19 protein-coding genes and 5 pseudogenes are annotated in these 25,165 nt (G+C 72.4%); 10 read left to right on the top strand and 14 right to left on the bottom strand.

What is annotated here, in order from left to right:
- The 3 genes and pseudogenes from ACFV6E_RS01750 to ACFV6E_RS01740 form a co-directional block, all read right to left on the bottom strand.
- Positions 1–578: PAS domain-containing protein (locus tag ACFV6E_RS01750; RefSeq protein ID WP_385458800.1), on the bottom strand; the 578-nt coding region annotated here is incomplete at its 3' end.
- 279 nt (positions 579–857) lie between these two features.
- The gene (locus ACFV6E_RS01745; RefSeq protein ID WP_385164877.1) at positions 858–1,829 is read right to left on the bottom strand and encodes a fumarylacetoacetate hydrolase family protein; all 972 of its coding nucleotides are present in this window, start codon (positions 1,827–1,829) and stop codon (positions 858–860) included.
- A gap of 28 nt (positions 1,830–1,857) precedes the next feature.
- Positions 1,858–2,247 (bottom strand): annotated as a pseudogene (locus ACFV6E_RS01740) (VOC family protein); the annotation flags it as partial.
- Positions 2,248–2,249: 2 nt separating this feature from the next.
- Between ACFV6E_RS01740 and ACFV6E_RS01735 the strand changes: the two are divergent.
- Positions 2,250–2,750 (top strand): annotated as a pseudogene (locus ACFV6E_RS01735) (LysR substrate-binding domain-containing protein); the annotation flags it as partial.
- Between the two features lie 38 nt (positions 2,751–2,788).
- Here ACFV6E_RS01735 and ACFV6E_RS01730 read toward each other — a convergent pair.
- On the bottom strand, positions 2,789–4,240 hold the full coding sequence (locus tag ACFV6E_RS01730) for an aldehyde dehydrogenase (protein ID WP_385458798.1): 1,452 nt from the start codon (positions 4,238–4,240) through the stop codon (positions 2,789–2,791).
- A 212-nt stretch (positions 4,241–4,452) separates the two neighbouring features.
- On the opposite strand from ACFV6E_RS01730, the gene ACFV6E_RS01725 reads away from it, so the two are divergent.
- Positions 4,453–4,941 carry a TetR/AcrR family transcriptional regulator gene (locus ACFV6E_RS01725; RefSeq protein WP_385164994.1) on the top strand — a complete coding sequence of 163 codons (489 nt, stop codon included), beginning with the start codon at positions 4,453–4,455 and terminating at the stop codon, positions 4,939–4,941.
- 64 nt (positions 4,942–5,005) lie between these two features.
- Here the strand turns inward: ACFV6E_RS01725 and ACFV6E_RS01720 are convergent, their stop codons facing one another.
- Positions 5,006–6,370: a family 43 glycosylhydrolase gene (locus ACFV6E_RS01720; RefSeq protein ID WP_385458796.1), complete on the bottom strand. Its 1,365-nt coding sequence runs from the start codon at positions 6,368–6,370 to the stop codon at positions 5,006–5,008.
- A gap of 632 nt (positions 6,371–7,002) precedes the next feature.
- Here ACFV6E_RS01720 and ACFV6E_RS01715 point away from each other — a divergent pair.
- From ACFV6E_RS01715 to ACFV6E_RS01690, 6 genes and pseudogenes are all read left to right on the top strand, one after another.
- On the top strand, positions 7,003–7,800 hold the full coding sequence (locus ACFV6E_RS01715; RefSeq protein ID WP_385458794.1) for an SAM-dependent methyltransferase: 798 nt from the start codon (positions 7,003–7,005) through the stop codon (positions 7,798–7,800).
- 39 nt (positions 7,801–7,839) lie between these two features.
- Positions 7,840–8,760 (top strand): ATP-binding cassette domain-containing protein, encoded by a 921-nt coding sequence (locus ACFV6E_RS01710; RefSeq protein ID WP_385458793.1) that lies wholly within the window; start codon positions 7,840–7,842, stop codon positions 8,758–8,760.
- Positions 8,760–9,431: a hypothetical protein gene (locus ACFV6E_RS01705; RefSeq protein ID WP_385170877.1), complete on the top strand. Its 672-nt coding sequence runs from the start codon at positions 8,760–8,762 to the stop codon at positions 9,429–9,431. Before ACFV6E_RS01710 ends, ACFV6E_RS01705 begins: the two co-directional genes overlap by 1 nt.
- A gap of 131 nt (positions 9,432–9,562) precedes the next feature.
- Entirely contained in the window at positions 9,563–13,075 is a 3,513-nt protein-coding gene (locus ACFV6E_RS01700) for a CARDB domain-containing protein (RefSeq protein ID WP_385458791.1), read from the top strand.
- A 146-nt stretch (positions 13,076–13,221) separates the two neighbouring features.
- Positions 13,222–14,163: an NAD-dependent epimerase/dehydratase family protein gene (locus tag ACFV6E_RS01695; RefSeq protein ID WP_385170882.1), complete on the top strand. Its 942-nt coding sequence runs from the start codon at positions 13,222–13,224 to the stop codon at positions 14,161–14,163.
- A pseudogene (locus ACFV6E_RS01690) lies at positions 14,133–15,605 on the top strand (polyketide synthase); the annotation flags it as partial. The gene ACFV6E_RS01695 and the pseudogene ACFV6E_RS01690, both read left to right, overlap by 31 nt.
- Before the next feature lie 1,125 nt (positions 15,606–16,730).
- Here the strand turns inward: ACFV6E_RS01690 and ACFV6E_RS01685 are convergent.
- Positions 16,731–16,934, bottom strand: a pseudogene (locus ACFV6E_RS01685) (hypothetical protein); the annotation flags it as partial.
- Here ACFV6E_RS01685 and ACFV6E_RS01680 point away from each other — a divergent pair.
- Positions 16,845–18,038 carry an aminotransferase class I/II-fold pyridoxal phosphate-dependent enzyme gene (locus ACFV6E_RS01680; protein WP_385458934.1) on the top strand — a complete coding sequence of 398 codons (1,194 nt, stop codon included), beginning with the start codon at positions 16,845–16,847 and terminating at the stop codon, positions 18,036–18,038. The pseudogene ACFV6E_RS01685 and the gene ACFV6E_RS01680 sit on opposite strands and share 90 nt — an antisense overlap.
- A gap of 37 nt (positions 18,039–18,075) precedes the next feature.
- Here the strand turns inward: ACFV6E_RS01680 and ACFV6E_RS01675 are convergent, their stop codons facing one another.
- The 4 genes from ACFV6E_RS01675 to ACFV6E_RS01660 all read right to left on the bottom strand — a co-directional run bounded on the left by ACFV6E_RS01675 (position 18,076) and on the right by ACFV6E_RS01660 (position 21,366).
- Positions 18,076–18,663, bottom strand: a complete 588-nt coding sequence (locus ACFV6E_RS01675) for a toxin (protein ID WP_385458789.1) — start codon at positions 18,661–18,663, stop codon at positions 18,076–18,078.
- Positions 18,664–18,676: 13 nt separating this feature from the next.
- Positions 18,677–19,153 carry a helix-turn-helix domain-containing protein gene (locus tag ACFV6E_RS01670; protein ID WP_385458788.1) on the bottom strand — a complete coding sequence of 159 codons (477 nt, stop codon included), beginning with the start codon at positions 19,151–19,153 and terminating at the stop codon, positions 18,677–18,679.
- A gap of 249 nt (positions 19,154–19,402) precedes the next feature.
- Entirely contained in the window at positions 19,403–20,587 is a 1,185-nt protein-coding gene (locus tag ACFV6E_RS01665; protein ID WP_385170894.1) for an MAB_1171c family putative transporter, read from the bottom strand.
- A gap of 41 nt (positions 20,588–20,628) precedes the next feature.
- Positions 20,629–21,366: a TetR/AcrR family transcriptional regulator gene (locus ACFV6E_RS01660; protein ID WP_385170897.1), complete on the bottom strand. Its 738-nt coding sequence runs from the start codon at positions 21,364–21,366 to the stop codon at positions 20,629–20,631.
- Between the two features lie 317 nt (positions 21,367–21,683).
- Between ACFV6E_RS01660 and ACFV6E_RS01655 the strand changes: the two genes are divergently transcribed.
- Positions 21,684–22,529: a helix-turn-helix domain-containing protein gene (locus ACFV6E_RS01655; RefSeq protein WP_385458786.1), complete on the top strand. Its 846-nt coding sequence runs from the start codon at positions 21,684–21,686 to the stop codon at positions 22,527–22,529.
- Positions 22,530–22,541: 12 nt separating this feature from the next.
- Here ACFV6E_RS01655 and ACFV6E_RS01650 read toward each other — a convergent pair whose 3' ends face one another.
- From ACFV6E_RS01650 to ACFV6E_RS01635, 4 genes and pseudogenes are all read right to left on the bottom strand, one after another.
- The gene (locus tag ACFV6E_RS01650; RefSeq protein WP_385458785.1) at positions 22,542–23,498 is read right to left on the bottom strand and encodes an alpha/beta fold hydrolase; all 957 of its coding nucleotides are present in this window, start codon (positions 23,496–23,498) and stop codon (positions 22,542–22,544) included.
- Entirely contained in the window at positions 23,498–23,731 is a 234-nt protein-coding gene (locus tag ACFV6E_RS01645; protein ID WP_385170904.1) for an acyl carrier protein, read from the bottom strand. Before ACFV6E_RS01645 ends, ACFV6E_RS01650 begins: the two co-directional genes overlap by 1 nt.
- Positions 23,732–23,827: 96 nt before the next feature.
- Entirely contained in the window at positions 23,828–24,868 is a 1,041-nt protein-coding gene (locus ACFV6E_RS01640; protein WP_385170907.1) for a beta-ketoacyl-ACP synthase III, read from the bottom strand.
- A gap of 148 nt (positions 24,869–25,016) precedes the next feature.
- Positions 25,017–25,157: pseudogene (locus ACFV6E_RS01635) on the bottom strand (hypothetical protein); the annotation flags it as partial.
- Positions 25,158–25,165: the final 8 nt, after the last annotated feature.

The following is a 25,165-nucleotide window of genomic DNA, read 5'->3' as shown; positions in this document are numbered from 1 at the left end:
CAGGCTTCCTCGTCCTGGAGGCCGTGGGGGATGAGCATGCCGATGTGGCGGCCGACGGCGTCCTGTGCGGGGTAGCCGTAGAGGCGGTGCGCGGCGGCGTTCCAGAAGGTGATGGTCCCGTCGAGGGCCTTGGTCAGGATGGCGTCCGTGGACGACTCAACGATCATCGCGAGTTCGGCGACCCGCGCGTCGGCCTGTTTGCGTTCGGTGATGTCGCGGGTGATGGCGCAGACGCCGGCGACGGTGCCGTTGCCGTGGTGGATGGGGAAGAAGGTGATGTCGACGTCGAGGACGCGGCCTTCGCTGGTGGTGCGCTGGGTCTCGTGGTGTTCGATGCGTTCGCCGCGGCCGGTGCGTCGCCGAAGGCAGGCTTCCTCGTCCTGGAGGCCGTGGGGGATGAGCATGCCGATGTGGCGGCCGACGGCGTCCTGTGCGGGGTAGCCGTAGAGGCGGTGCGCGGCCGCGTTCCAGAAGGCGATGGTCCCGTCGAGCGACTTGACGAGAATGGCGTCCTGGGACGACTCCACCAGTTCCCGGAACAGGGCCTCCTCGTCCGTGGCGCCCTGCACTGCCTTCACCGGCATAGCGTCCCTCGCTTCGTGTACCGCACCGGCACGCGCGAGGCGGACCGGTGCGCTCCCCAGGGAGGCGACCGCGACCGGCCGTTGTCTCCGCTGATGCCGGACATTGCAGCACATCGGACACCACGCCAAAGCAATCCGCCCGCTTTTGTCACCCCCGCGTCGCTTCAGGTCCGTTCCTGGGCCGGACCTGTCCGTGAACGGTGTTTCCGAAGGGGTCGGAGGTTCCGGCGAGGGGAGAACGGACGGTGGGCCGGGGGCTTTGCGCAGGGGCGCTCAGGGCCGTTCCCGCGGGCGGCGCCGGCCCGTCGGCAGTGCGACGGGCCGCGGCCCCGGCACCACGGCGTTGGCGACCGTACCGACGCCTTCGACGGTGAGGGTGACGGTGTCGCCGGGCCGCAGCGGCGGCGGGGTGCGCTCGCCGCCGAGGCCCCACAGTTCGGCGAGACAGCCGCCGTTGCCGCAGGTGCCGGAGCCGAGCACGTCGCCGGGGACGACGCGGGTGCCGCGCGAGGCGTAGGCGGTCATCTCCTCGAAGGTCCAGCTCATGTTGGACAGCAGGTCCTCGCCGACCACCTCCCCGTTGACCTCGGCCCGCAGCGCCAGGCGCAGGAAGCCGTCCGGGTCGCGGTACGGCTCCAGTTCGTCGGCGGTGACGAGGTACGGGCCGAGGGTGGTGGCGGTGTCCTTGCCCTTGCAGGGGCCGAGGCCGACCCTCATCTCGGCGGACTGGAGGTCGCGGGCGGACCAGTCGTTGAACACGGTGTAGCCGACGATGTGGTCACGGGCCTGCTCCGGGGTGAGGTCGCGGCCCTCGAGGCCGATGACGGCGCCGACCTCCAGCTCGAAGTCGAGGGCGTCCGAGCCCGGCGGTACGGGGATGTCGTCGTGCGGCCCGAACACCGCGTGCGGGTTGGTGAAGTAGAACGTCGGCGCCGCGTACCACTGCTCCGGTACGCCCGCGGCACCGTCGACGGACCGCCGTACGCCTTCGACGTGTTCCTCGAAGGTGACGAAGTCGCGGATCGACGCGGGCCGGAGCGGGGGCAGCAGCCGCACCTCGGTCACGTGCGGGCCCGGCGGCACGCCGCGCGCGGCGGCACCGGCGTCGAGCAGGGCGGGCAGCCCGCCGCCGCCGTCGAGGAGTTCGTTGAGCGTCCCGATCCCGGGCAGGGGGCGGAGGATGCCGTCCTGCCCGACGGCGGCGACGTGGGTCCGGTGGTCGTGGACATAGCTTGCGAAGCGCATGCGGGGTTCTCCGGAGGGCGGGTGCGGATCAGACCGGCGGGGCGACGAACACACCGCGGTCGACGTCGTTGAACGACTCCTTCGCGACCAGTTCGTTCATCGGGTTGGCGGTGCCCCACTGGTCGGTGACCTCGGGCCGCGAGAAATCGTAGACGTGCGGGTGCCAGGTGTCCTCGTCCAGGCACTCCAGCTCGGTGGTGTACTCGACGGTGTTGCCGTGCGGGTCGAGGAAGTACGTGAAGGTGTTGTCGCCCGCCATGTGCCGGCCCGGACCCCAGATCTTGCGGAAGCCCGCCCGCATCACCCGGCCCGAACCGCGCATGTACTCGTCCAGGCCGCGCATCTCGAAGGAGACGTGGTGCAGCGCGGTGTGCGGGCCCTGGGCGATGGCCATCGAGTGGTGCTGGTTGCTGATCCGACACGGCCACGCTGCTCAGCGCGAGCGACGGCCTGTTCATGCCGCACGGCATCATCAGCGACTTTCCCGCCACCGACCTGTACGAGGACCGCTGGGTCTACCTCGTCGCGGACGACCACCCCGAGGTCCGTGACCGGATCACCCACGAGGACCTGGCCCGGCTGCCGTGGGTGACCTACCAGCGCACCTACGACGCGCCCGCCGTGCGCCAGCTCGGCATGCTCGGCATCGAGCCGCGCGTCGAGGTCTCCGTCGACAGCTTCCAGCTGCTGCCGCTCATGGTCGCCGGGACCCGGCGGGTGGCCCTCGTCCAGGAGCGGCTGGCGAAGCGGTTCGCGGGGCACGCGGCCGGCAGCGGCGTCCGGGTACTGCCGCCCCCGTACGAGGCGGTGCCGCTGCGGGAGGCGCTGTGGTGGCACCCCGTCCACACCCACGACGCCGCTCACATCTGGCTGCGGGAGCAGTCGCTGCGGGTGGCGGAAAGGCTCACGGACGCGGGCTGAGCGCCGCCCGCGCCGACGGGGGTGTCCCGGGCCGGCGGTCACACGGTGATGGTCTTGTACTCGACGTACTGGGCGAGGCCCGTCGCGCCGTACTCGCGGCCGATGCCGCTGGCCTTGAAGCCGCCGAAGGGGCCGTCGAAGCCGACGGACGCCCCGTTGACGGTGACCGTGCCGGTGCGGATGCGGCGGGCGACCTCCAGGGCGCGGGACTCGTCGGCGGACCACACACCGCCCGACAGGCCGTACTCGGAGTCGTTCGCGATCCGCACCGCGTCGTCGGCGCCCTCGGTGTCGTCGTAGGCGATGACCACCAGGACCGGGCCGAAGATCTCCTCCTGCGCGATCCGCATGGAGTTGTCGACGTCGGCGAAGAGGGTCGGAGTGACGTAGTTGCCCTCCTCCAGGCCCGCCGGGACCTCGGGACCGCCGGTGACCAGGCGGGCGCCCTCCTCGACACCGAGCCGGATGTAGTCGCGGACCCGCTGCTGCTGGTCGCGGCGGATCATCGGGCCGATGAAGGTGTCCGGGTCGTCGGGGGCGCCGACCTTCAGTGACTCCATCAGCTCCTTCAGCGCCGTGACGACCTCCTCGTAGCGGCTGCGCGGTGCGAGGATCCGGGTCTGCGCGATGCACGACTCGCCGTTGTTCAGCAGCGACTGGAACTTCAGGCCCCGTACCACCGCGCCGAGGTCGGCGTCCGGCAGGATCACCGCGGCGGACTTGCCGCCCAGTTCGAGGCTGACCCGCTTGAGCTGCTCGCCCGCGATGGCGGCGATCCGGCGCCCCGCCCGGGTCGAACCGGTGAACGCGATCTTGTCGACGTCCGGATGCGACACCAGGTACTCACTGGTCTCCCGGTCGGCGGGCAGCACGCTGATCACGCCCTCGGGCAGGCCCACCCGTTCGAGCAGTTTGGCGAGGAGGCCCATGCTGAGCGAGTTCTCCGGCGACACCTTCAGCACCACCGAGTTCCCGGCGAGCAGCGCCGGGATGATCTTCGCGGTGGCCGACGAGAACGGCGAGTTCCACGGGATCACCGCGGCCACCACGCCCACCGCCTCCCGGCGCACCACACTGCGCACGCGGGAGCCGGGGTCCGAGGGGACGAGGGTCTCCTCCCAGCCGAACTCCTCGGCCGCCTTGAGGTAGGCGTTCGCCTGCCGGGTCAGACCGGGCTGACCGGCCAGCGTGAACCAGCCCGCCGAACCGTTCTCCGCGGAGATCAGCTCCGCGATCCGCTCCGCGTTCTCCTCCCGCAGCGCGTTGAACCGCCGCAGCACCGCGACGCGTTCCGCGGGCGCCGTACGCCGCCACGTCCCGTCCTCGAAGGCGGCGCGCGCCGCGGCCACCGCGCGGTCCACATCGGCCGGCAGCGCCTGGGCGGCGCGGCCGAGCACGCCGCCGTCGTGCGGGGAGCGGATGTCGAGGAGCTCCGCGGAGCTCGGCGCCGTCCAGGAACTCGCGATGAAGAGCCGGTCGTAGGTGGTCATTTCGCTCTCTCCTCAGTGTCCGCAGTGATGGTCGAGCGGCAATGGGGTGGCAGTACCGCCCCTATCTGTCACTTAACTGTAGCACTTACTGTCGCGGAAGACGCGCTCGTGAGGCAGTAATGGACGCAGATTCCACAGTCGCAGGTACGCTGGGTGCTGTGAGAGCCGACGCAGCACGCAATCTCGAAGCCGTCCTGACCACCGGGGCGCGCATGCTCGCCGCCGACCCGGGCGCGAGCATCGCGAGCATCGCCGCCGAGGCGGGAGTGGACCGGCGCACCGTCTACCGGCGGTTCGCCTCCCGCGAGGACCTCCTCGCGGCCATCTACGCCTCCCGCCTGGAGGCCATCGAGCGGGCCGTCGCGGACGCGCGGCTGCGCGAGGCGCCCGTCGCCGTCGCCCTGCACCGCTACGTCGAGAACATCATCACGGTCAACCGCACCTGGCCCGTGGACCTCGCCCGGATGCTGGCCGACGACGAGGTCCGCGCACGGCGGGACGCGTCCGCCCGGGAGGTCGACGCGTTCCTGCGCCGCGCCGTGGACGAGGGACTGCTGCGCTCCGGCCAGCCGGCGGGCTGGGCGAGCGCGCTGCTTCCGCAGCTCATGCACCTGGTCTCACGCCAGCTGCCCGACCTCGGCGCCGCGCGGGCGGCGGACGTCGTCGTCGACACCCTGCTGCACGGCCTGGGCGCACACTGACACGGGCCCGCCCCCGCGGCATGCGGCAGGGGCGGGCCCGTTTTCAGTGTGCGCCTGGTGAGCGCTACTTCCGGCGCTTGACGTACAGGCGGTTGCCCTTGGGGCCGGTCCACTCCAGGCGTACGACACCGGGGACGGCGGCGTCGCCGACGCGCGAGGAGTTGGCGTAGTAGCCGAAGGCCGGGTTGAGGAAGTACGTCGCCCACAGATCGCCCTTGTGGTCGACGAAGAAGTTGTTGTGGCCCGCCGCGACACCGGCGGTGTACCGCTCGGAGTACGGACCCTCGAACTTGTCCGCCACCGCCACGATCGCGTCGTACTGGTACTGCACCCGCCCGCTGGCCGCCACGTCGTAGGCGTGGCGCGTGGTGCCGTCGGAGTTGATGGACGACCGGTCCCACGCGGCGTGCACGAGGAAGTACTTGCCGCCGTACTTGAACACGTACGCGCCTTCGAGGTACGGCTCCGGCGAGTAGGGCGTCTGCTGGAAGGTGGGGAGGTTCGCCGGCGTGACGAGGTTCTCCATGTCGTCGGTGAACTTCGCGTACAGGTTGTTGTGCAGCACCAGCCACGCGTCGTCGCCCTCGGTGTAGAGGCCGCCGTCGATGTGGAAGTAGGCGCCCGGCTCGATGAAGCTCGGACCGCCGATGAACGACTCGCCGAACGGCTTCTCCAGGCTGCCCTCGATGAGCCGGTAGGGCCCCTCGACCCCGCCCTCGCTCACCAGCATGAACGAGCCGACCTTCTTGGAGTAGTCGCCGGTGCACGCGACGATGTACCACTTGCCGCGGAAGTAGTGCAGCTCAGGGGCCCAGGCGTGACCGCGCTTGCCGTACGTGGCGTCGGTCCAGTACTCCTGCCAGGGGGCGACGACCGTGCGGTCGGCGGTGTTCTCGTCGACGAACTCCGGCGACCACACCTTGCCCTTCTCCGCGTTCGGCCGGATGCCGGTGGTGTCGGCCAGTCTCCAGGGGCCCTCGAGCGAGCGGGCCGTCCACACGAAGATGCCGTCGTTCCACGGGCCCGCCGCGTCGAGCCCCGGCACGCGGGTGGTGCCGGTGGCCACGTAGAGCGGACGGCCGTCGACGACGAAGCAGTTGACGTAGGTGTCGCGTATCCACACCTTGCCGCGTTCCTTGTCACGGGGGCGCAGTTCGAGCGGCAGGACGAAGGAGTTGTCCTCGCGCGGCCACAGATCGAGATGGTCGTCCGCGAGACCGTACGTGTCCGGATCGGGCCAGTTGGCCGGGTACCGCCCCTTCGAAGCGGACGCGGAGGACGCGGACGACGCGGAGGACTTCGCCGGGACCGCCTGGGACGGGGCCGCCTGCGCGGTGGCGGCGGGCAGCGCCGCCGCCGCGCCCAGACCGGCGGCACCGGCCAGCAGGGACCGTCGTCCGACACTCGGCGTGTGCTCGCTACTGCTCATGGGTCACGTACTCCTCAATCTGTTCAGGTGCGGGTGCCCTGCCTGTGAGAGGGCAGGCAGGGGTGAGTGAGGCGGGTGTGTCCAGGGGATGGTGGCCGTCCTCTGCACGGGACGGCCGCTTCCGGGCCGTACGCCGTACGGAGCCGGGCCGGCCCGGGGGTTACGACGTGGTCGCCGCGGTCAGCAACTCCGCGGCGACGTCGTACAGAGGCGTCCAGAACGGGCCGGAGCCGCGCGGCGGTTCGGGTACGAGCCTTCCGTGGCCCGCCTGAGGTGGGCCGAAGGGCCGTCCTGGAATGGCATGTTCCCCAGCATGCGAGGGCCCGCCGATTTTCGTCAACACACCGGATAATTAATCCGGTGTGTCATCCGCGCGGGCGGCCCGAAGCGGTCCGCCACCGCACCCGCACCCCTACGACCGGCGCTGTTCGCGCAGGTCGCCCGCCTTGACGCCGACCAGCAGGAGCAGGACGGCGAGGGCGCGGCGGCGAGGTGGTCGTGGGCGTCCGGACACGGCCTGTGACCACGGCTTCCGTGCCGCGAACTGGGTGCCGGAGCACGCAAGTTGTTGTGGCAAGCTGTCGGCAGCCGATCGCGGGAGGGGCCGTGGTGGTCGCCGAGAGGAGCGCAGTGTGAGACAGGACGGTTTCCGCCCCGAGGAGATCGACACCAGCAGGCCGCACCCCGCGCGGATCTACGACTACCTGCTGGGCGGCAAGGACAACTACGAGGTCGACCAGCGGGCAGGCGACGAACTCGCCGAGGCCGCGCCCGAGGTACGGATCGGCCTCCAGGCCAACCGCGCGTTCCTCCAGCGCGCCGTCCGCTACGTCGTCGGTCACGGGGTCCGCCAGATCCTCGACATCGGCACTGGCCTGCCCACCTCCCCGAACGTCCACGAGGTCGCCCAGGAAGTGGCGCCGGACGTGCGCGTCGCCTACGTCGACAACGACCCGATCGTGAAGGTCCACGGCGACGCGCTGCTCAGCCGCTTCGGCACGACCGGCATCGTGCTGGGAGACGTGCGCGACCCGCAGGCCATCCTGGACGACCCGGAGGTCCGGGAGATCATCGACTTCGGGCAGCCGGTCGCCGTACTGCTCGTCGCCCTCCTGCACTTCCTCACCGAGGCGGAGAAGCCCGAGGACGTGGTCGCCACCCTGCACGAGGCGCTGCCGGCCGGCAGCTACCTGGTGCTCTCGCACGCCACGGGCGACTTCGCCGACCGCACCGACGCCCAGGCCATCTACTGCCGGGCCACCGCCACCCTCAACCTGCGCGCCCGCGCGGAGATCGAGCGCTTCTTCGCCGGTTTCGAACTCGTCGAACCCGGCCTCGCCCAGGCCCCGTTCTGGCGCCCGGACGGCCCCCCGCCGCCGCGCTCGGAGGAGATCGGCTTCTACGGAGGCGTGGCCCGCAAGACCGCCTGACCACGGCCCGGCCGGGGTGATCCCTCCTATGCTGGCCGGGTGAGACTCGACGGGGTCGGTCTGCGCTACGGGTGGCGTGGGCCGTGGGTGCTGCGCGACGTGCGTCTGGAACTGCCGCCCGGGCAACTGGTGCGGGCGCAGGGCGGCAACGGCTGCGGCAAGTCGACGCTGCTGCGGGTGGTCGCGGGCACGGCCCGGCCGGACCGGGGACGGGTACTCGGACGGCCGGCGCGCACCGCCTACGTACCGGAGCGGTTCCCGCCCGCGCTGCCCTTCACCGCGCTCGAATACCTGCGGCTCATGGGGCGGGTGCACGGGCTGCCCGGCGGGGAGACGGAGCGGCGCGCGGCGCGGCTGCTGGCCCGGTTCGGCGCCGAGGCGCACGCGGACCGGCCGCTGGCCCGGCTCTCCAAGGGGACGTGCCAGAAGGTGGCGGTCGTGCAGGCGCTGCTCGCCGAACCCGCGCTGCTGGTACTGGACGAGGCGTGGACGGGCCTGGACACCGCGTCGCGGGCCGCCCTGGACGAGGCGGTGGAGCAGCGGGTCGCCCAGGGCGCGACCGTCGTCTTCGTCGACCACGATCCTGCCCGGCTCGCGGACCGTACCGACCTGCGGTGGGCCGTCGGCGGCGGCACGGTGACCGTGACCCGGCAGGCCGCCCCCGCCGCGCCGGTACGGATCGACTGCACGGGAGCCGAGGGCGGGCCGGACGGCCTGTCGGCCCTGCCGGGCGTGCGGGCGGTGCGCGTCCTCGCGGACGGCAGCGTACGGCTGGAGACGGACGAGACCCACTCCGACGCGTTGCTCCGCACCCTGCTCACCGAACCGGGGGTCCACATCCGCCGGGTGAGCGGAGCCGAGGACGGGGTGGGCGGAGCCGAGCCGGGGACCTACGCGGACGGGGTGGACGGAGCCGAGCCGGGGACGCACACGGACGCGTCGGGAGGGGAGGACCGGTGATGGCCCTGTTCCGTTACTACGCTGTCCTCCTCCTGCGCTCCCAGCGCTGGCTCCCGCCCGTGCTGCTCTACGTGGGGCTGCTGGCTGTCTCGCTGGACGGCCAGTCGGAGCTGGGCAGTCAACTCGGCTGGAACGCGGCCGCGTTGGTGCCCGTGCTCGCCTGGCTCACCCGTTCGCTGCTCGCGGCGGAACCGCCCGCTGCCCGCGCCTGCCTCGCCGCCGCGACCGGCACCCGGCGCCCGCACCGCGCCGCGCTCGCCGTCCCGCTGGCCGCAGGGCTGCCGCTCGTTCTGCTCGCGGCGGCGGTCACCCTGCTGGTCTGCCCGGCGCCCACGGGCGCCCCGACGGCGGTCGTGCTCGGCGACGGACTGGCCGCCGGTCTGGTCTGCGCGCTGACCGGCAGCGCGCTCGGCGCGGCAGGCAGCCCGCCGCTGGTGCGTACGACGGCGGGCGGGGCGCTGGCGCTGATCACCGGCTCGGTGCTGCTGCTGGTGCTCTCCGCCTCACCCGCGAACGCCGCCGTCCGTGACGCCTTCTCGTCCGGCGGGACCGGGACCCACTTCCCCCTGCTGCCCCTGCTGGCCGCGCTCCCGCTGACCGCCGTCTGCTGGTGGGCCTCCACCCGGGCGGCCGGCCGGACCGGACCGGCGACCGGCTCGGACGCCGCCTGACGGCGCCGAGGAACGGTTCCGTCCCACCCCGTTGACAAAGCCGATACCTGGTAGAAACCTGTCGCCTCAACGCTGCAAAAAACTGACAGGATCACTTAAATTCTGGATTCTTGACTCACCAGGGAGGCTGTATGAGCACGAGCCTCAGCAAGGGGAGACGCCCCGCCCGGCGGCTGTTCGCCGGGCTGGCGACGGCCGGTCTGCTGGTCGTCGGGCTGCTGCCCGCGGCGGCACACGCCGCGGACCCCGAGAAGACCGCGGATCCCGGGAAGACCGCGAACGCCGCGAGCGGCGCGAACGCCGCCGCCGAAGCGACGAACCTTGCGCTCGGCAGACCGGTCACGACCAGCGGAGCGCACGGCTCCTACCCGGCGTCCAACGTCACCGACGGCAGCCAGGCGTCCTACTGGGAGGGCCCCGCGGGCGCGTTCCCGCAGTGGGTGCGGATCGACCTCGGCAGCACGGTCGACCTGACCAAGGTGGTGCTTAAGCTCCCCGCGTCATGGGAGCCCCGCACCGAGACCCTCGCCGTCCAGGGCAGCACGAACGGTACGGACTTCAGCACGCTGTCGGCGTCCGCCGGACGGTCGTTCGCCCCCTCCGCCGCCAACACCGTGGAGGTCGGCGCCGACGCCGAGGCGCGCTACGTGCGCATACAGGTGAGCGCCAACACCGGCTGGAACGCGGCCCAGTTGTCCGAGGTGGAGATCTACGGCGAGGCCGGGGAGACCGACCCCGGTGACCCGCCGCCGGCGGGCACCAACCTGGCCTTGCGCAAGCCCATCGAGGCGTCGTCGGTCACCCAGAACTACGTCGCGGCCAACGCCAACGACGGCAGCACCGGCACCTACTGGGAGGCGGGCGGCCAGTCCTCCACGCTGACCGTCTCCCTCGGCGCCGACGCCGACCTGACCGGCGTCGTCGTCAAGCTGAACCCCGACCCCGCCTGGAGCGCCCGCACCCAGAGCATCCAGGTCCTGGGCCGCAAGGCGGGGGACTCCGCCTTCACCTCGCTGAAGGACCGGGCCGACTACGCCTTCAGCCCGTCCGGCAACAAGAACACGGTGAACATCACCGTCTCCGGTCGGTACGCCGACGTACGTCTGCAATTCTTCGACAACACCGGGCAAGGCGGCGGACAGGTCGCCGAGTTCGAGGTCGTCGGCACCGCCGCGCCCGCCCCCGACCTGACGGTCACCGACCTGTCCTGGTCGCCCGCGGCACCGTCCGAGACGGACCCGGTCACCGTCGATGCCACCGTCCGCAACGCGGGCACCGCCGCCTCGGCCGCGACCACGGTGAACGTCAGCCTCGAAGGCACCGTCGCGGGCACCGCGGACGTCGGCGCGCTCGCCGCGGGCGCGTCCGCGAAGGTCCCCGTCGCGGTCGGCAAGCGCCCCATGGGCAGCTACACCGTCTCCGCCGTCGTCGACCCGTCCGACAAGATCGCCGAACTCGACAACACCAACAACAGCCGCAACGCCGACGCCAAGCTCGTCGTCGGACAGGCCCCGGGCCCCGACCTGGAGGTCGCGGGCATCACCACCAACCCGGCCAGTCCGGCTGTCGGAGCCAAGGTCACCTTCACCGTCGCCGTGCACAACCGCGGCACCACCGCCGTGCCCGCCGGCACCGTCACCCGGCTCACCGTCGGCGACACCACCCTGAACGGCACCACGGGCGCCGTCGCCGCAGGCGGCTCGGAGACGGTCGCCGTCTCCGGCAGCTGGACCGCCACCAGCGGCGGCGCCACCCTCACCGCGACGGCCGACGCCACCGGCACGGTCGCCGAGACCAACGAGAACAACAACACCTACGCCCGCTCCCTGGTCGTCGGACGCGGCGCCGCCGTCCCGTACACCGAGTACGAGGCGGAGGACGCGAAGTACGACGGCACCCTCCTCCAGACCGACGCCCAGCGCACCTTCGGGCACACCAACTTCGCCACCGAGTCCTCGGGCCGCGAGTCGGTACGTCTCAACTCCACAGGCCAGTACGTGGAGTTCACCTCCACCACGCCCTCGAACTCCGTCGTCGTACGGAACTCGATCCCGGACGCGGCGGGCGGCGGCGGCCAGGAGGCGACCCTGAGCCTCTACGCGGACGGCGCGTTCGTGCAGAAGCTGACCCTGTCCTCCAAGCACAGCTGGCTCTACGGCACGACCGACGACCCGGAGGGGCTGACCAACCGGCCCGGCGGCGACGCCCGGCGCCTCTTCGACGAGTCGCACGCGCTGCTCGCCAAGTCCTACCCGGTCGGCACCAAGTTCCGGCTCCAGCGCGACAGCGGTGACACCGCCGCCTTCTACGTCATCGACCTGATCGACCTGGAGCAGGTCGCGGCACCGGTAGCGAAGCCCGCCGACTGCGTGTCCATCACCGAGTACGGGGCCGTGCCGGGCGACGGTCTCGACGACGCGGACGCCATCCAGCGGGCCGTCACCGCCGACCAGAACGGCGACATCCCCTGCGTGTGGATTCCGGCGGGCCAGTGGCGCCAGGAGAAGAAGATCCTGACCGACGACCCGCAGAACCGGGGCCAGTACAACCAGGTCGGCATCCGCGACGTCACCGTCCGCGGCGCCGGGATGTGGCACTCCCAGCTCTACTCGCTCATCCAGCCGCAGGACGCCGGCGGCATCAACCACCCGCACGAGGGCAACTTCGGCTTCGACATCGACGACAACACCAAGATCTCCGACATCGCCATCTTCGGCTCGGGCACCATCCGGGGCGGCGACGGCAACGCCGAGGGCGGCGTCGCGCTCAACGGCCGCTTCGGCAAGAACACCAAGATCAGCAACGTCTGGATCGAGCACGCCAACGTCGCCGCCTGGGTCGGCCGCGATTACTCCAACATCCCCGAACTGTGGGGCCCCGGTGACAACCTGGAGTTCAGCGGCGTCCGCATCCGCGACACCTACGCCGACGGTGTCAACTTCGCCAACGGCACCCGCAACTCCACCGTCTACAACTCCTCGTTCCGCAACACCGGTGACGACTCGATGGCGGTGTGGGCGAGCAAATACGTCAAGGACACCTCGGTCGACATCGGCCACGACAACCACTTCCGCAACAACACCGTGCAACTGCCCTGGCGCGCCAACGGCGTCGCGGTCTACGGCGGTTACGGCAACACGATCGAGGACAACCTGATCTCCGACACCATGAACTACCCGGGGATCATGCTGGCCACCGACCACGACCCGCTGCCCTTCTCGGGCCAGACCCTCATCGCGGGCAACGGTCTGTACCGCACGGGCGGAGCGTTCTGGAACGAGGACCAGGAGTTCGGCGCGATCACCCTGTTCGCGCAGGGCCAGGACATCCCGGGTGTCACGATCCGGGACACGGAGATCCACGACTCGACATACGACGGGATCCAGTTCAAGACGGGCGGCGGCGCGATGCCCGGCGTCCAGATCAGCAACGTCACCATCGACAAGTCGAACAACGGGTCCGGGATCCTCGCGATGAGCGGAGCGCGCGGCAGCGCGACCCTGACGAACGTGACGATCACCGACTCGGCGCAGGGCGACGTCCTCATCGAGCCCGGCTCCCAGTTCGTGATCAACAACGCCGCCGACGTGGCATCGGCGGCATCGGCGGCGTCGGGCGCGACGCGGCGTTCGTCGCGCGACTGACCACGGCCCGGCCGGTCCCCGCCCGCATCCCGCGAGCGGGGACCGGTCCGCGGGCGGGGACCGGTCCTCAGCCGGGGACCGGTCCCCGGTCGGGTATGCCAGGCGCACCTGCCCAAGGGCGCGCGCCCTCACGCTAGGGTGCGCGCGTGAGCCTTTACGTAGTCATAGGTTTCGGGCCCGCCGGGGCCGCCACTGCACGGCTGCTGGCCGAACAGGGGCATTCGGTACGGGTCATCACCAAGTCGGGGCGCGGCCCGGAGCCCGGCATCGAGCACGTCGCACTGGACGCGACGGACACCGGAAGACTGACGGAAGCGGCCGAGGGCGCGGCCGCGATCTACAGCTGTGCCGCACCGCCCTACCACCGCTGGACGAGCGTACTGGAGCCGCTGGCCGCGTCGGCCTGCGCGGCGGCCGAGGCGACCGGAGCCGTCCTGGTCGTGCTGGGCAACCTCTACGGTTACGGCCCCGTGGACGGCCCCCTCACCGAGGAACTGCCGCTCGCGGCCACCGGCCCCAAGGGCCGGGTGCGCGCCGCCGTGTGGGAGCGAGTGCGGGAAGCGCACGAGCAGGGCCGCATCAAGGCGGTCGAGGTGCGGGCCTCGGACTTCTTCGGACCCGGCGTGACCGACGGCGGGCACCTCGCCGCCCGGGCCGTGCCGCCGCTGCTGCGCGGCAAGCCCGTCTCCGTGCTCGGCGACCCGGACGCCCCGCACAGCTGGAGCTACGTCCCCGACGTGGCCAGGGCGCTGGTCGAGGTCACCCACGAGGAGCGGGCCTGGGGCCGCGCCTGGCACATCCCCGGTGAACCTCCGCAGTCCGCCCGGGAGATGACCGGCCGCATGGCCGCGCAGGCGGGCAGGGAACCGGTCGCCGTGCGCGGGCTGCCGCCGGCCGTCCTGGCCGTGGGCTCCCTCTTCTCCCCGCTGCTGCGTGAACTGAAGGAGGTCCGCTACCAGTTCGACCGTCCTTTCGTCGTCGACGCGAGCGCCTACGAAGCCGCGTTCACGGTCCGGGCCACCCCGGTCGACGAGCAGGTCAAGGCGACCGTGGACTGGTGGCGCGAGCGACTGGCCACCGCCGGGTGACGCCCCGGACAGCGAAAGACCTCACCCCAGTGGACGTAGCGGATGCAGCGGGTGCGGCGGGAGTGCGGCACGACGACGTCGCGATCGTCGGAATGGCCTGCCGGTTCCCGGGCGCCCGTAACGTCAACGAGTACTGGCGGCTGCTGACCGACCCGAAGCCGCAGTTCGCCACCGTCCCCGACGCACGCTGGCGCTCCGCCGCCCTGCTCAGCGACAACTTCCGCGACGCGTCCTCCGTCTACACCGACACCATGGCGCTGCTGCCGGACGTGGGCCACTTCGACGCGGCGCACTACGGCATCCCGCCGCGCCGGGCCCGTGCGATGGACCCGCAGCACCGGCTGCTGATCGACCTCGCCCGTGAGGCGATCCAGGACGCGGGGTGGGAGGCCGAGGGCTTCGACCGCGAGGAGACGTCGGTGATCACGGCGCTCACCGAGGGCGGTTACCGCGAGATCAGCACCCTGCACATCCGGCTGCGGCAACTGGCCGGCGGCGAGTTCGGGGCGCGGGCGGCCGACCCGCGGTGGCCGGCGGCGATCCGCGCGGTCGACCAGCTCAACGGCACCTCCGTCGCCGGACTGCTGCTCAACATGGGCCCGAACACGATCAGTTCGGTCCTCGACCTGCACGGCGAGAGCTACGCGCTGGACTCCGCGTGCTCCGGCGGTCTGATGGCCGTCGCCAACGCCGTGTTCGCGCTGCGCTCCGGGCGCTGCCGCATCGCCCTCGCGGGCGGCGCGCAACTGCATCTCACCCCGGACCTCCTGGTGGGCCTGTGCCGGATCGGGGCGATCTCCCGCACCGGCCGGTGCCTGCCGTTCGGCGCGCAGGCCGACGGCTTCGTCCTGGGCGAGGGCGCCGGGATCCTGGTGCTGCGGCCCCTGGCCGACGCGCTGGTATCCGGCGACCGGATCTACGCCGTCGTACGGGGCGTCGGCACCGCCAACGACGGGACCGTGCAGGGCGGCATGCATCCTCAGGCGGCCGGCCAGCTCCGGGCGCTGCGCCGCGCCTACCGGGACGCGGACCTGGACCCCGAGGCGGTGGGCTACCTGGAGGCGCACGGCACCGGGACGACCGTCGGCGACCCGGTCGAGGTCGGCGTCCTGCGCGAACTGCGGGGCGAGCGGGCCGCACCCGCCTACCTGGGCGCGGTGAAGTCGGTGCTCGGACACTCGCTCAACGCCGCGGGCATGGCCGGACTCATCAAGACGGTCCTGGCCGTGCACCGGGGCGTGATACCGCCGCAGCCCGCGTACGACCCGGCCGACCGCGCCGCCCTCGACGCGGCCCGCCTGACCGTCCCGACGACACCGGTCCCCTGGCCGGATCCGGGCGGCCCGCGCCGTGCGGGTGTGAGCGCCTTCGGCTTCGGCGGCACGGGCGTCCACGTGGTGGTGGAGGACTACGCCGCGGCCCGGGACGACGCGGACGCGAACCGCCCGGTTCCGGACGTCGCGGGAGCGGACCGTCCCGCCCCTGACGGCCGGGTTCCGGACGTTGCGGGAGCGGACCGTCCTGCCCCTGAGGGCCCGGTTCCGGACGTTGCGGGAGCGGACCGTCCTGCCCCTGAGGGCCCGGTTCCGGACGTTGCGGGAGCGGACCGTCCTGCCCCTGACGGCCGGGTTCCGGACGTTGCGGGAGCGGACCGTCCTGCCCCTGACGGCCGGGTTCCGGACGTTGCGGGAGCGGACCGTCCCGCCCCTGACCGCCCGGTTCCGGACGGGCGGCGTACGGGCGACGGGCCGTGGCTGCTGGTGCTCAGTGCCGGTGACCGGGGCGGCCTTGCCCGGTACGGCCGGGAGGTCGCCGAGGCCATCGCCGAGGACCGGCTGTCGCCGGCCGCGGTGGCCGGCACCCTGGCCCGCCGGGCGCTTCTCCCCGAACGTCTCGCCCTGGTGGTGCGGGACGCCTCCGACGCCGTGACCAGGCTCACCGCGGCGGCCGACGCCCTCGATGCGGGCCGCACCGGGCACCTCGGCTCCGCGCTGACGGGCACCGCAACCCCGGGCAAACCACCGGAGGCCGCCGTCCCGGCCCCCGGCTCGCTGCCCGTCGAGGCGCGCACCGCCGAGCTGGAGCGGCTCGCGGAACGCGCCGTCACCGGCCCGGGACTGCGCCTGCTGACCGGGCGAATACCCCCGTGCACCCTGCCACCGAGCCCGCTCGCCCCGCGCCACCACTGGGTGGTGGACGAGGCGGGACGCGACGACCCGGACAGCCCTTCCGCCGTAGCCGCTGGACCCGTCCCACCCGCTCCGACCGCCGAGACCGCCGCGACCGCCGTCACCTCCGCCTCCTCCATCGTCTACGAAGAGGTGTCGCGGACAGGTGTCTTCCCCGTCGCCGATCTCGGCGGGGAGCGGGCGCTGGTCACCGATCTCGGCTTCGACTCCCTGATGCTCCAGGAGCTCGAAGTGAACATCGGCAGACGGATACCGGGCTTCCGCACCGACGAGATGTTTTCGCCGACCCTCACCGTCGAACAGCTCGTCGCGCTCGTCGGACCCCACCTCGGAGAGGGGCCGGGCCCCATCGAGCCGGGCCCCATCGAGCCGGGCCCCATCGAGCCGGGCCCCATCGAGCCGGGCCCCATCGAGCCGGGCCCCGCAGCCCAGCCCCAGCCCCTGCCTCCGCCCCCGGAAACCGCTGCCCCCTGGGACCCCGCCAGCGCCCGCGTGGACGACTTCCCCGAGGTGCGGCAGTTCGAGGAGCGGCGCGGCGCGATCGTCGCGAGCGGCGCGGACTTCCCGTACTTCCGGGTCCACCAGGGCAACATCCGCGACACCACCGAGATCGGCGGCCGTTCGTACCTGTCCTTCGGCAGTTACAACTACCTCGGCCTGTCCGGCCACCCGGCGGTCAACGAGGCCGCGCACCGGGCGGTCGAGCGCTACGGCACCTCCGTCTCCGCCAGCCGGATGCTCTCCGGCGAGCGGGATCTGACCGTACGCCTGGAACGGGCGCTCGCGGACTTCCTCGGCGTGGGCGACTGCCTGGCACTGGTGAGCGGCCACGCCACCAATGTCACCGCGATCGGCCACCTCGTCGGCGCGCAGGACCTCGTGCTGCACGACGCGCTCGCGCACGACAGCATCCTCCAGGGCTGCGTCCTGTCCGGCGCGGCGCGGCGCCCGTTCGCGCACAACGACATGGAGCGGCTCGCATACCTGCTGCGGAGCAACCGGTCCCGGTTCAGACGGGTGCTGATCGCCGTCGAGGGCGCCTACAGCATGGACGGCGACCTGGTCGACCTGCCGGCCGTGATCGAGCTGAAGCAGCGGTACGGGGCGCTGCTGATGGTCGACGAGGCGCACAGCATCGGCACGGTGGGCGACAGCGGCCGCGGCGTCGGCGAGTTCTTCGGCGTCGACCGGTCCGGGGTGGACCTGTGGATGGGCACCCTGTCCAAGGCGTTCGCGAGCTGCGGCGGCTACCTCGGCGGCTCGCCCCGGATGGTGTCCTGGCTGCGGCACACGCTGCCCGGCTTCGTCTACAGCGTCGGTCTGACCCCGGCCAACGCGGCTGCCGCGCTGGCCGCCACCGAGTTGATCGTCGCGGAACCGCGCCGGGTGCGCACGCTGCGCCGTAACGCGGAGCTGTTCCTCGGCCTGGCGTCCGCGGCCGGTCTCGCGACGGGCTCCAGCGCGCACACGCCCATCGTGCCGTGTCTGCTCGGCGACTCGGCGCGGACCCTGGCCGTCGCGGACCGGCTCTACGACCGGGGCGTCATCGTCGATCCGATCTTCCACCCCGCCGTGGAGGAGGGGCTGGCGCGGCTGCGGTTCTTCGTCACCAGCGAGCACGGCGAGGACGACATCCGGCGGGCCGTGTCGGTCCTGGCCGAGGAGGTGGGGTCCACCGAGGGGTGAGGATCTGCCGGGGGACGGGGAACCGGGGCGGCGCACGTCAGATCAGCGTGCGTTCTATCCGGCTGAGCAGGGCGTCCTTGCCGGACCCCGGGCCGTCCGGGGCCACCCGGTCCGGTGGCGCGTCCTGCGCCTCCCGGCCGCCGCCCACCCGTTGGGAGAGCAGATAGGCGATGATCTCGGCTTCCTGTTCCTGGACGTCGTCGTAGGTCGCGCGCAGGAGCATGTCGCGCACGAGGTCGGGGTCGAGGTTGGGGAAGAGCAGGCGGGCGCTCGCCTCGTCCAGCCAGCCCGCCCCGCGGTGGCAGCAGATGATGTGACCCAGCTCGTGCAAGATGATGTGCTCCTGATGCGCGCTGGTGGTGTTGGCGTCGTAGAAGATGAGGTCTTCGTCGCGCGCGGCAACCCACATGCCGCACGGGTGCGAGGCGGGCATCGGCATCGGGACGAGGGTGATCGGCCGCCCGCGGCTCTCGCCCAGATAGCGGCAGAGTTCGGCGACGTCGGCGACCTCGGGCAGCTCCAGCTCGGCGATGCGCCGTGCGCCGTCCTTGCGCAGCCTCTTGAGCTGGCTGCGGCGGTCCTGGCCGGCCTGCTGCCCCTTCCTGGGGCTGCGGGGAAGTCTCACGTCGGTCCGCACCTCATTCCGCGGCCGGGGGCGCGGGGGTGGAGGAGGGGGAGGCCGGGGGCGAGGGGTCGGTGACGGGCGGCAGGCCCTGCAACTGCCGGTACTGGTCCATGATGGCCGTGATGGCCTGGAGGTTCTCCTTCTTCATCCCGGCCGCCCGCATCGCCACGGCCCGGACCCCCGCCTGCCGCAGCGCCTCGATGGCGGCGACCTCGCCGAGCACCGACTCGGCCACCTTCTCGTCGAAGAAGTAGGCGACCGACACCCCGAAGAAGCGGGCCAGGGCGGCCAGCAGGTCGGGCGAGGGGTTGGAGCGCTTGCCGGTCCGCAACTGCGACAAGTACACACCCCCGACCTTGAGTTCGGGGTTGGTCCGCTTCAGTTCCTCCGCCACTTCGGCGTTGGTCCAGTGCTTGCCCTTGGGGCGCACCGTTCTGAAGAGGTCGTCCAGACGCACTGCCAGCACGGGCCGGTCGTCGGTCTCGGACATCGTGATCTCCTTCCGTCACCTCCCCGGCATTGCCCGTGGCTAACAGTCAGTTTCGCAGAATAGCTGACAGTTGACAATCGGCCGAGACTCCGCCACCGTGGACCCCGCAGATAGCTGGCAGTTAACTTCGTTTACGGGGGTAGCCGAGTTGATTGCCTGCCTGCCGGCCCGGTCCCACCGGGCGGGCGGAACGGGGGAAGCGGGGAAATACCCGCCCGGTCTGACGGGGGACAGACCGGGCGGGAGTTCTCAGCTCGGCCGGTCGAGCCTACGGTAGGCGGACGCGACCTTGGTGAGCCAGGTGACCTCCGCGGTGAAGTTGTCCGTATCGCGTTCCTCGAAGTCACCGACCTCGTCGGTGGTGTCCGGCAGGGTGCCGGAGCGTTTGGCGTGCAGGGCCTGCCTGATCTGGACCGCCTCGGCGTACGCCTGCCGGGACTCCTCGCTCGTCCCGTTCCCGCCGCCCGCGCCGTTCCCGCCGGAGTGCGCGGCACCGTCCCCGTTCGGGACCCGGTCGATGTACGGGCGCAGGTCCCGCCAGCCGTCTCGTATCTCGATCACCCGCCGGTGCAGGCGGTAGTCCAGGTCCGACACCGCGGCCGCCCCCGGGGGTTCGAGCACGATGTCGGGGGAGGACTCGTACAGGTCGCGCCAGAGCGGATAGAGGGCCCGGTACGAGCGGTAGCTGCGGGCCCAGCCGACGAGCCTGGTGGCCGAGGACTCCCAGGAGGAGATGGTCAGGGCGAGCGACAGGGTGACGATGCCCGCGGCGCTGAAGATGTTCGAGGCGAGCTGCCAGACGCCGATGTCGATCCCGTTCGCGGCGGTCAGGATGTTGATCGTCCGGCACAGGCAGTACAGGAAGAGGATCACCGCGGCCACGGACAGCATCCGCAGCGCCTGCCGCAGCGAGGCGTTCTCGGTCATCCGGGCGTAGGGGCCGCACTGGCGGAAGATGGTGACGCACGGCACCGCCTGGCTGACGATGAAGACCAGCAGGTAGGTGAGGACCAGCGGCTGCCCGCTGCCGGTGTTGAAGTCCGTGGCGGGCCGGTCCGGCCCGTCGGCGACGAAGAAGAGCACGATCAGCAGCGCGTTCAGGGCGACGCCGGTGATCAGCCAGGCGCGGGCCCGCCAGACCGCCTCCGCGCCCGCGGTCGCCCAGCGCAGCAGGATGATCTGCGCGCTGACGCAGAAGGCGACCGCGGACACGTGCATCACGAGGACGGCGAGGTTGCCGACGCCCAGGAAGCTGTCGCCGACCATGGCGACCGCGCCCATCGTGAAGGTCAGGCACTGGAGCAGCAGGGTGACCACCAGCGCGCGGTAGGCGGCCTCCCGCCAACTGCGCCGCACCTGGCACAGCCGGTAGACGAGCGCGGCGTACGAGGACAGCGCCGCGATGACGAAGCAGAGGGTTCTGGTGGTGTTCACGGCCTGATCTCCCCGCCTGTGCCGCGCACGCGGCGGACGGTCTAGACGGTCTGGTCGGTGGGCTCGCCCGCGGGGACGGCGAGGCCGATGGACTCGGCCGCCACGGCGACGGCGTAGTCGAAGAACGCGGACTCGTCCCGGACGCTGTCGTGCGTACGGCTGAAGACCTGGAACACCAGCAGTCCGACGAGGCTGCTCCACAGCACGATGCCGCGCTCGATGATGTCCGAGAAGGGCTCCCCGGGCACGCCGCCGAAGAGCTGCACGGCCTCCGGCAGGAGCAGCGGCGGTCCCGGTACCGCCCGCCGGGGCGGCGTGAGTTCACCGGCCTCCAGCGCCGCACGCACGACGGCGGCCAGCGCCGCGGGGGTGCGCGAGGCGGCCGGAATCGTTTGCTGCGGAGCGTGGTACTCCGGCACGGGCGAACCGTAGATCAGCGCGAACTCGCCGGGGTGGTCGAAGGACCACCGCCGCAGCGCGCGCGTGACCGCGAGGAGCCGCGCGCCCGCCGGCGCCCCGCTGTCCAGGGCCTTCCGGTCGGCCTGCTCCATGGCGGCACCCGACGCGTCGTAGGCGTCGATGACCAGCGCGGTCAACAGGTCGTCCCGGTGCGGGAAGACGGCCGCCACGTCGGACACCGCGAGCCCGGCGCCCTCGGCGACGGCCTCCAACGACAGCCGCGCGGCGCCCAGTTCACCCAGCAGCCCGCGCGCGGTGGCCTTGATGGCCGCCGCCGTCCCGGCGTTCTCATCGGTAGCACGTGTTCCGGATAGCTCCATGGCCAAACCGTACCGGCCGTCCACCCCACCCATGAGCACAGGTGTACGAGCGTCGCGGCCGTGCGCTGCGATCCGGCCACGGCGAGGGCATGAGGAACCCGGGAATCCGTCCATGCGGCCGGTTTCCGGCTCGCTGGGGATATGAAGTCGATGACAGGGCAAGGTTTTTGACCAGGTTCCCGCGCTTTTGCGAAGGCTCGCCCCGTGTCACGGGCGGGGGCGTGGTGGCTCAACCGCACCCGTGTTTGGCATATTGCTGCTGGGTCGGGCCCACCGCGAAGGACCGCGGAAGCGGGTGGACGAGACGGAGGCCACAGGTGCCGCCTCAGGTGATGCACGACAACTCGACGCTGCCGCCGGTGAGTTGCGCGGGCGCCGCACCGGTCGGGGAGCAGGACGGCCATGGCGGCCACGCCGGACGCGACGGCCACGGCGAACCCGCTTCCGCTCACGCCGGTGCGCCGTCCGTGATCGCCTCGCGGGTCGCCGCCCTCGCCGTCTTCCTCGGGCACACCCCGGAGAAGGTGCTGAACGAACGGGCGCTGGCCGAGGCGTCGGGCGTGCCCCGGTGCACCGTCGCCGACCTGCTGGCCGGCCGGGCGTGCGGCGCCGGGGCGGGCGGGCCGGAGGAGCGGTTCCTGTGGCGGCTGCGCGCCCTGCGGGCCGCGCACAGGCGGCCCGACGGCAAGCCGTTCAGCCACGACGAGATCGCCGAACGCACCCGGATGTCCCGGCAGCAGTGCTCCGCCCTCCTCTCCGGCACGCGGCGGCCCACGGCCCGGCACCAGTTCCATCTGGAGCGGTTCTTCCACGTCCCGCCCGGCTTCCTGACCGCGACGGACGACGACGCGCTGCGCCGGACCCTGCTGGAGATCGAGCTGTCGCTGCTGCGGGAGACGGCCGACCGGGCCGCCGCCCACGCGCCCCCGGCCGACCCGCCCCGGCCGGCGGCCACGCGGCCCTGCCCGCCGCTGCCCGGCCCGTGCGAGCGCCGCGCCCGCCGGGAGGCGCTCGGGCTGCGGCTCGCGGACGTGGCCGACACCCTCGCGGTGGAGACGGGCCAGGTCCGGGCCTGGGAGGCGGGCCAGGAACCGGACGGCGAGGCCCGCGTGCGCTACGCCCGCTTCCTGAACGCGGCCTCCGGCCTCGCGGGCCTCGACTAGCACCGGTCCCCGTCAGCGGCGGGCGGGGTGCTCCGGCGCTGTGCAGTACGGCAGTTCCTCCAATGGGAGGTCTGTCAGGAAGCGGAGCACGAGGTCGGCGTACTCGGCCTCCCGTTCGAGGTGCACCATGTGGTCGGCGTCGCGCACCAGGACGAAGGCCGCGTCGCGGATGGTGGCCGCGACGGCCCGGTTCTCGGCGGGCGTACTGGCATGGTCGTGCTCGCCGGTGAACACCAGCGCGGGGACGGAGTCGATGACCGCGCGCGGGATGGGGGCCATGCCGAGCAGCCGGTCGTAGCAGACGGCGTTGCGCCGCGCCTCGTACGGGGTGATGCGGACGAACTGGCGGCGCAGCAGCCGGGCCACGGCGCCCGACTGGGTGACGAGGTCCTGGCGGGCGTGGTTCACCAGGGCGGCCACGGCACGGTCCGCGGCCAGGTCGCGGCCGGGGCTGTCGGCGTGGTCGCAGGCGGCGCCGAGCCCGCGGATGTCCTCGCAGATCGATCTCACCCGGGGGTTCATCCCGTGCGTCGCGCCGACCAGGACCAGCCGGGCGACGCGGTCGGGCCGGTGCAGGGCGGCGCGGTAGGCGATGGCGGCGCCGTAGGAGGCGCCGAGGAGGTTGACGCGGTCGTGGCCGAGGCGTTCGGCGATGTGCAGGGCGGCGTCGGCGAGGACGTCGAAGCCCTGCTCGGCCGGCAGGTCGTCGGCCGTGCCGGTGCCGGGCAGATCGGTCAGGATCAGGGTCGTGTGCCCGCTGAGCCGGCGCTCCAGGCGCGGCCAGGCGTACATGTCCTGGAGGGCGCCGCCGAGCAGCAGCAGCGGTTCGGTGGCCGGTGCCTGCTCGGAGGTGACGACGCGGCAGGTGTAGCGCAGGCCGCGCCAGTTCAGCCGTACGACCTCTTCGCGGGTCGATTCCGGGGGGTTCCAGGCGGGCGGGGCCCAGGCGGGGGCGGTGGCGGACGGCATCACGAGTTCTCGCCGGCCCTCCCCGCGACGAGTTCGGCGAGCGCGGCGACGGTGGGGGCGCGGGAGAGTTCCTTCTCCGTGATGAACAGGCCCAGCTGGTCCTCCAGTTGCATGGAGAGCACGGTGACGGCCATGGAGTCGATGCCCGCGCGCGCCAGCGTCGCCTCGGGGGTGATCGGCGCGGCGGGCAGACCGGCCTGGGCGGTCAGGATGCCTTTGACTTTTTCCAGCACGGTGGTGGTCTCCTTGTTCGGCGAGTGGATCGATCCCTGGGCGGTGATCCGCTTCGGGGGGCGGTGATCCGCTTCGGGAGCCGAGCGCCTTCGCTCTCAGAGCTCCGCGGTGATTCCGGCGCGCCAGACGAGCGTCGTCGCGGCCCAGGCGAGTCCGCTGCCGAAGGCGACGACGAGGACGCGGTGTCCGGGCTTCAACTGCCCCTCGTCGGCGGCGTGGGCCAGCAGCAGCGGTACGGACGCGGCCGCCGTGTTGCCCACGCGGTCGATGTTGGCGGGGACGCGCTCGGGCGGGATGCCGAGGGCGTCGGCGACGGAGGCGCTGATCCGGCCGTTGGCCTGGTGCACGACGAGGCGGTCGACCTCGTCGAGAGTCCAGCCCGCCGCCGCGGCCGCGTCGCGGGCGGCCCGGGTCATCCGGCGCACGGCGTGCCGGAAGACCTCGTTGCCGCGCATGCGCACGTAGAAGTCGCCGGCGGGGGCGGTACGGGCGCGGTGGCGCTCGCGGGCGCCACCGGCCGGGACGGTGATCGCGTCGGCGAGCGAGCCGTCGCTGCCCCAGACGAACGGGCCGAGGGCGCCGTCCGCGCCGGGCGGGCCCGCTTCGAGCACGACGGCACCGGCACCGTCGCCGAACAGCGGGGCGGTGGCGCGGTCGCCGGGGTCGATGATGGCCGACATGGTCTCGGCGCCCACGACGAGCGCACGGCGTGCCGTACCGGCGCTGATGAGGCCCGCGGCGACGGCGGCGGCGTGGACGAAACCGGCGCAGCCCGCGGAGAGGTCGAACGCGGCGGCGGCCTCGAGGCCGAGCCGGTGCGCGACGGACGGCGCGGTGGCCGGGCAGGGGTGGTCGGGGGTCGTCGTGGCCACCACCACCGCGTCGACGGAGTCGGCCCCGGCCGAGCGCAGCGCCCGTCTGCCCGCTTCCACGGACATGTCGCCGGTGGACACGGACCCTTCCGCCAGGCGCCGTTCGCGGATGCCGATCCGCTCCCGGATCCATTCGTCGCTGCTGTCCAGGCGTGCGCACAGTTCGTCATTGGTCACGCGACGAGGGGGCAGCCAGGAGCCGACGCCGGTCAGTACCGCGGCTGTGCCCGTGCCGGGCGAGGTCACAGGGGTCGGGACACTCATGCACGCAACGTACAGGAAGTGGCACCGAAAGTTACCATCGCTCGAACGGGCGTTCAGGCGTCGGCGATTGGTCGCAATCGGCTTGTGGGTCGCGTGAGTTGTGGGTGCTTCCCTGGCCGCCCGAGGTGGGTGGGGTGCGTGTGCCGCGTCAGTCGTCCGAGGCGGATGGGGCGTGCGTGCCGCGTGTGTCGTGCGGGGCGCGCACGCCGTCCAGGGCGACGGACAGGACGCGGTCGCGCTGGGCGTCGTCCAGGAACGAGGTCGCGGTGATCTTGGCGGCCATCCGCATGGGCAGCG

The sequence above is a fragment of the Streptomyces sp. NPDC059785 genome, from assembly GCF_042732375.1.
GTDB lineage: Bacteria > Actinomycetota > Actinomycetes > Streptomycetales > Streptomycetaceae > Streptomyces.
Note: the sequence above shows the minus strand (reverse complement) of the source record. Positions and strands in the feature narration are given on the sequence as shown.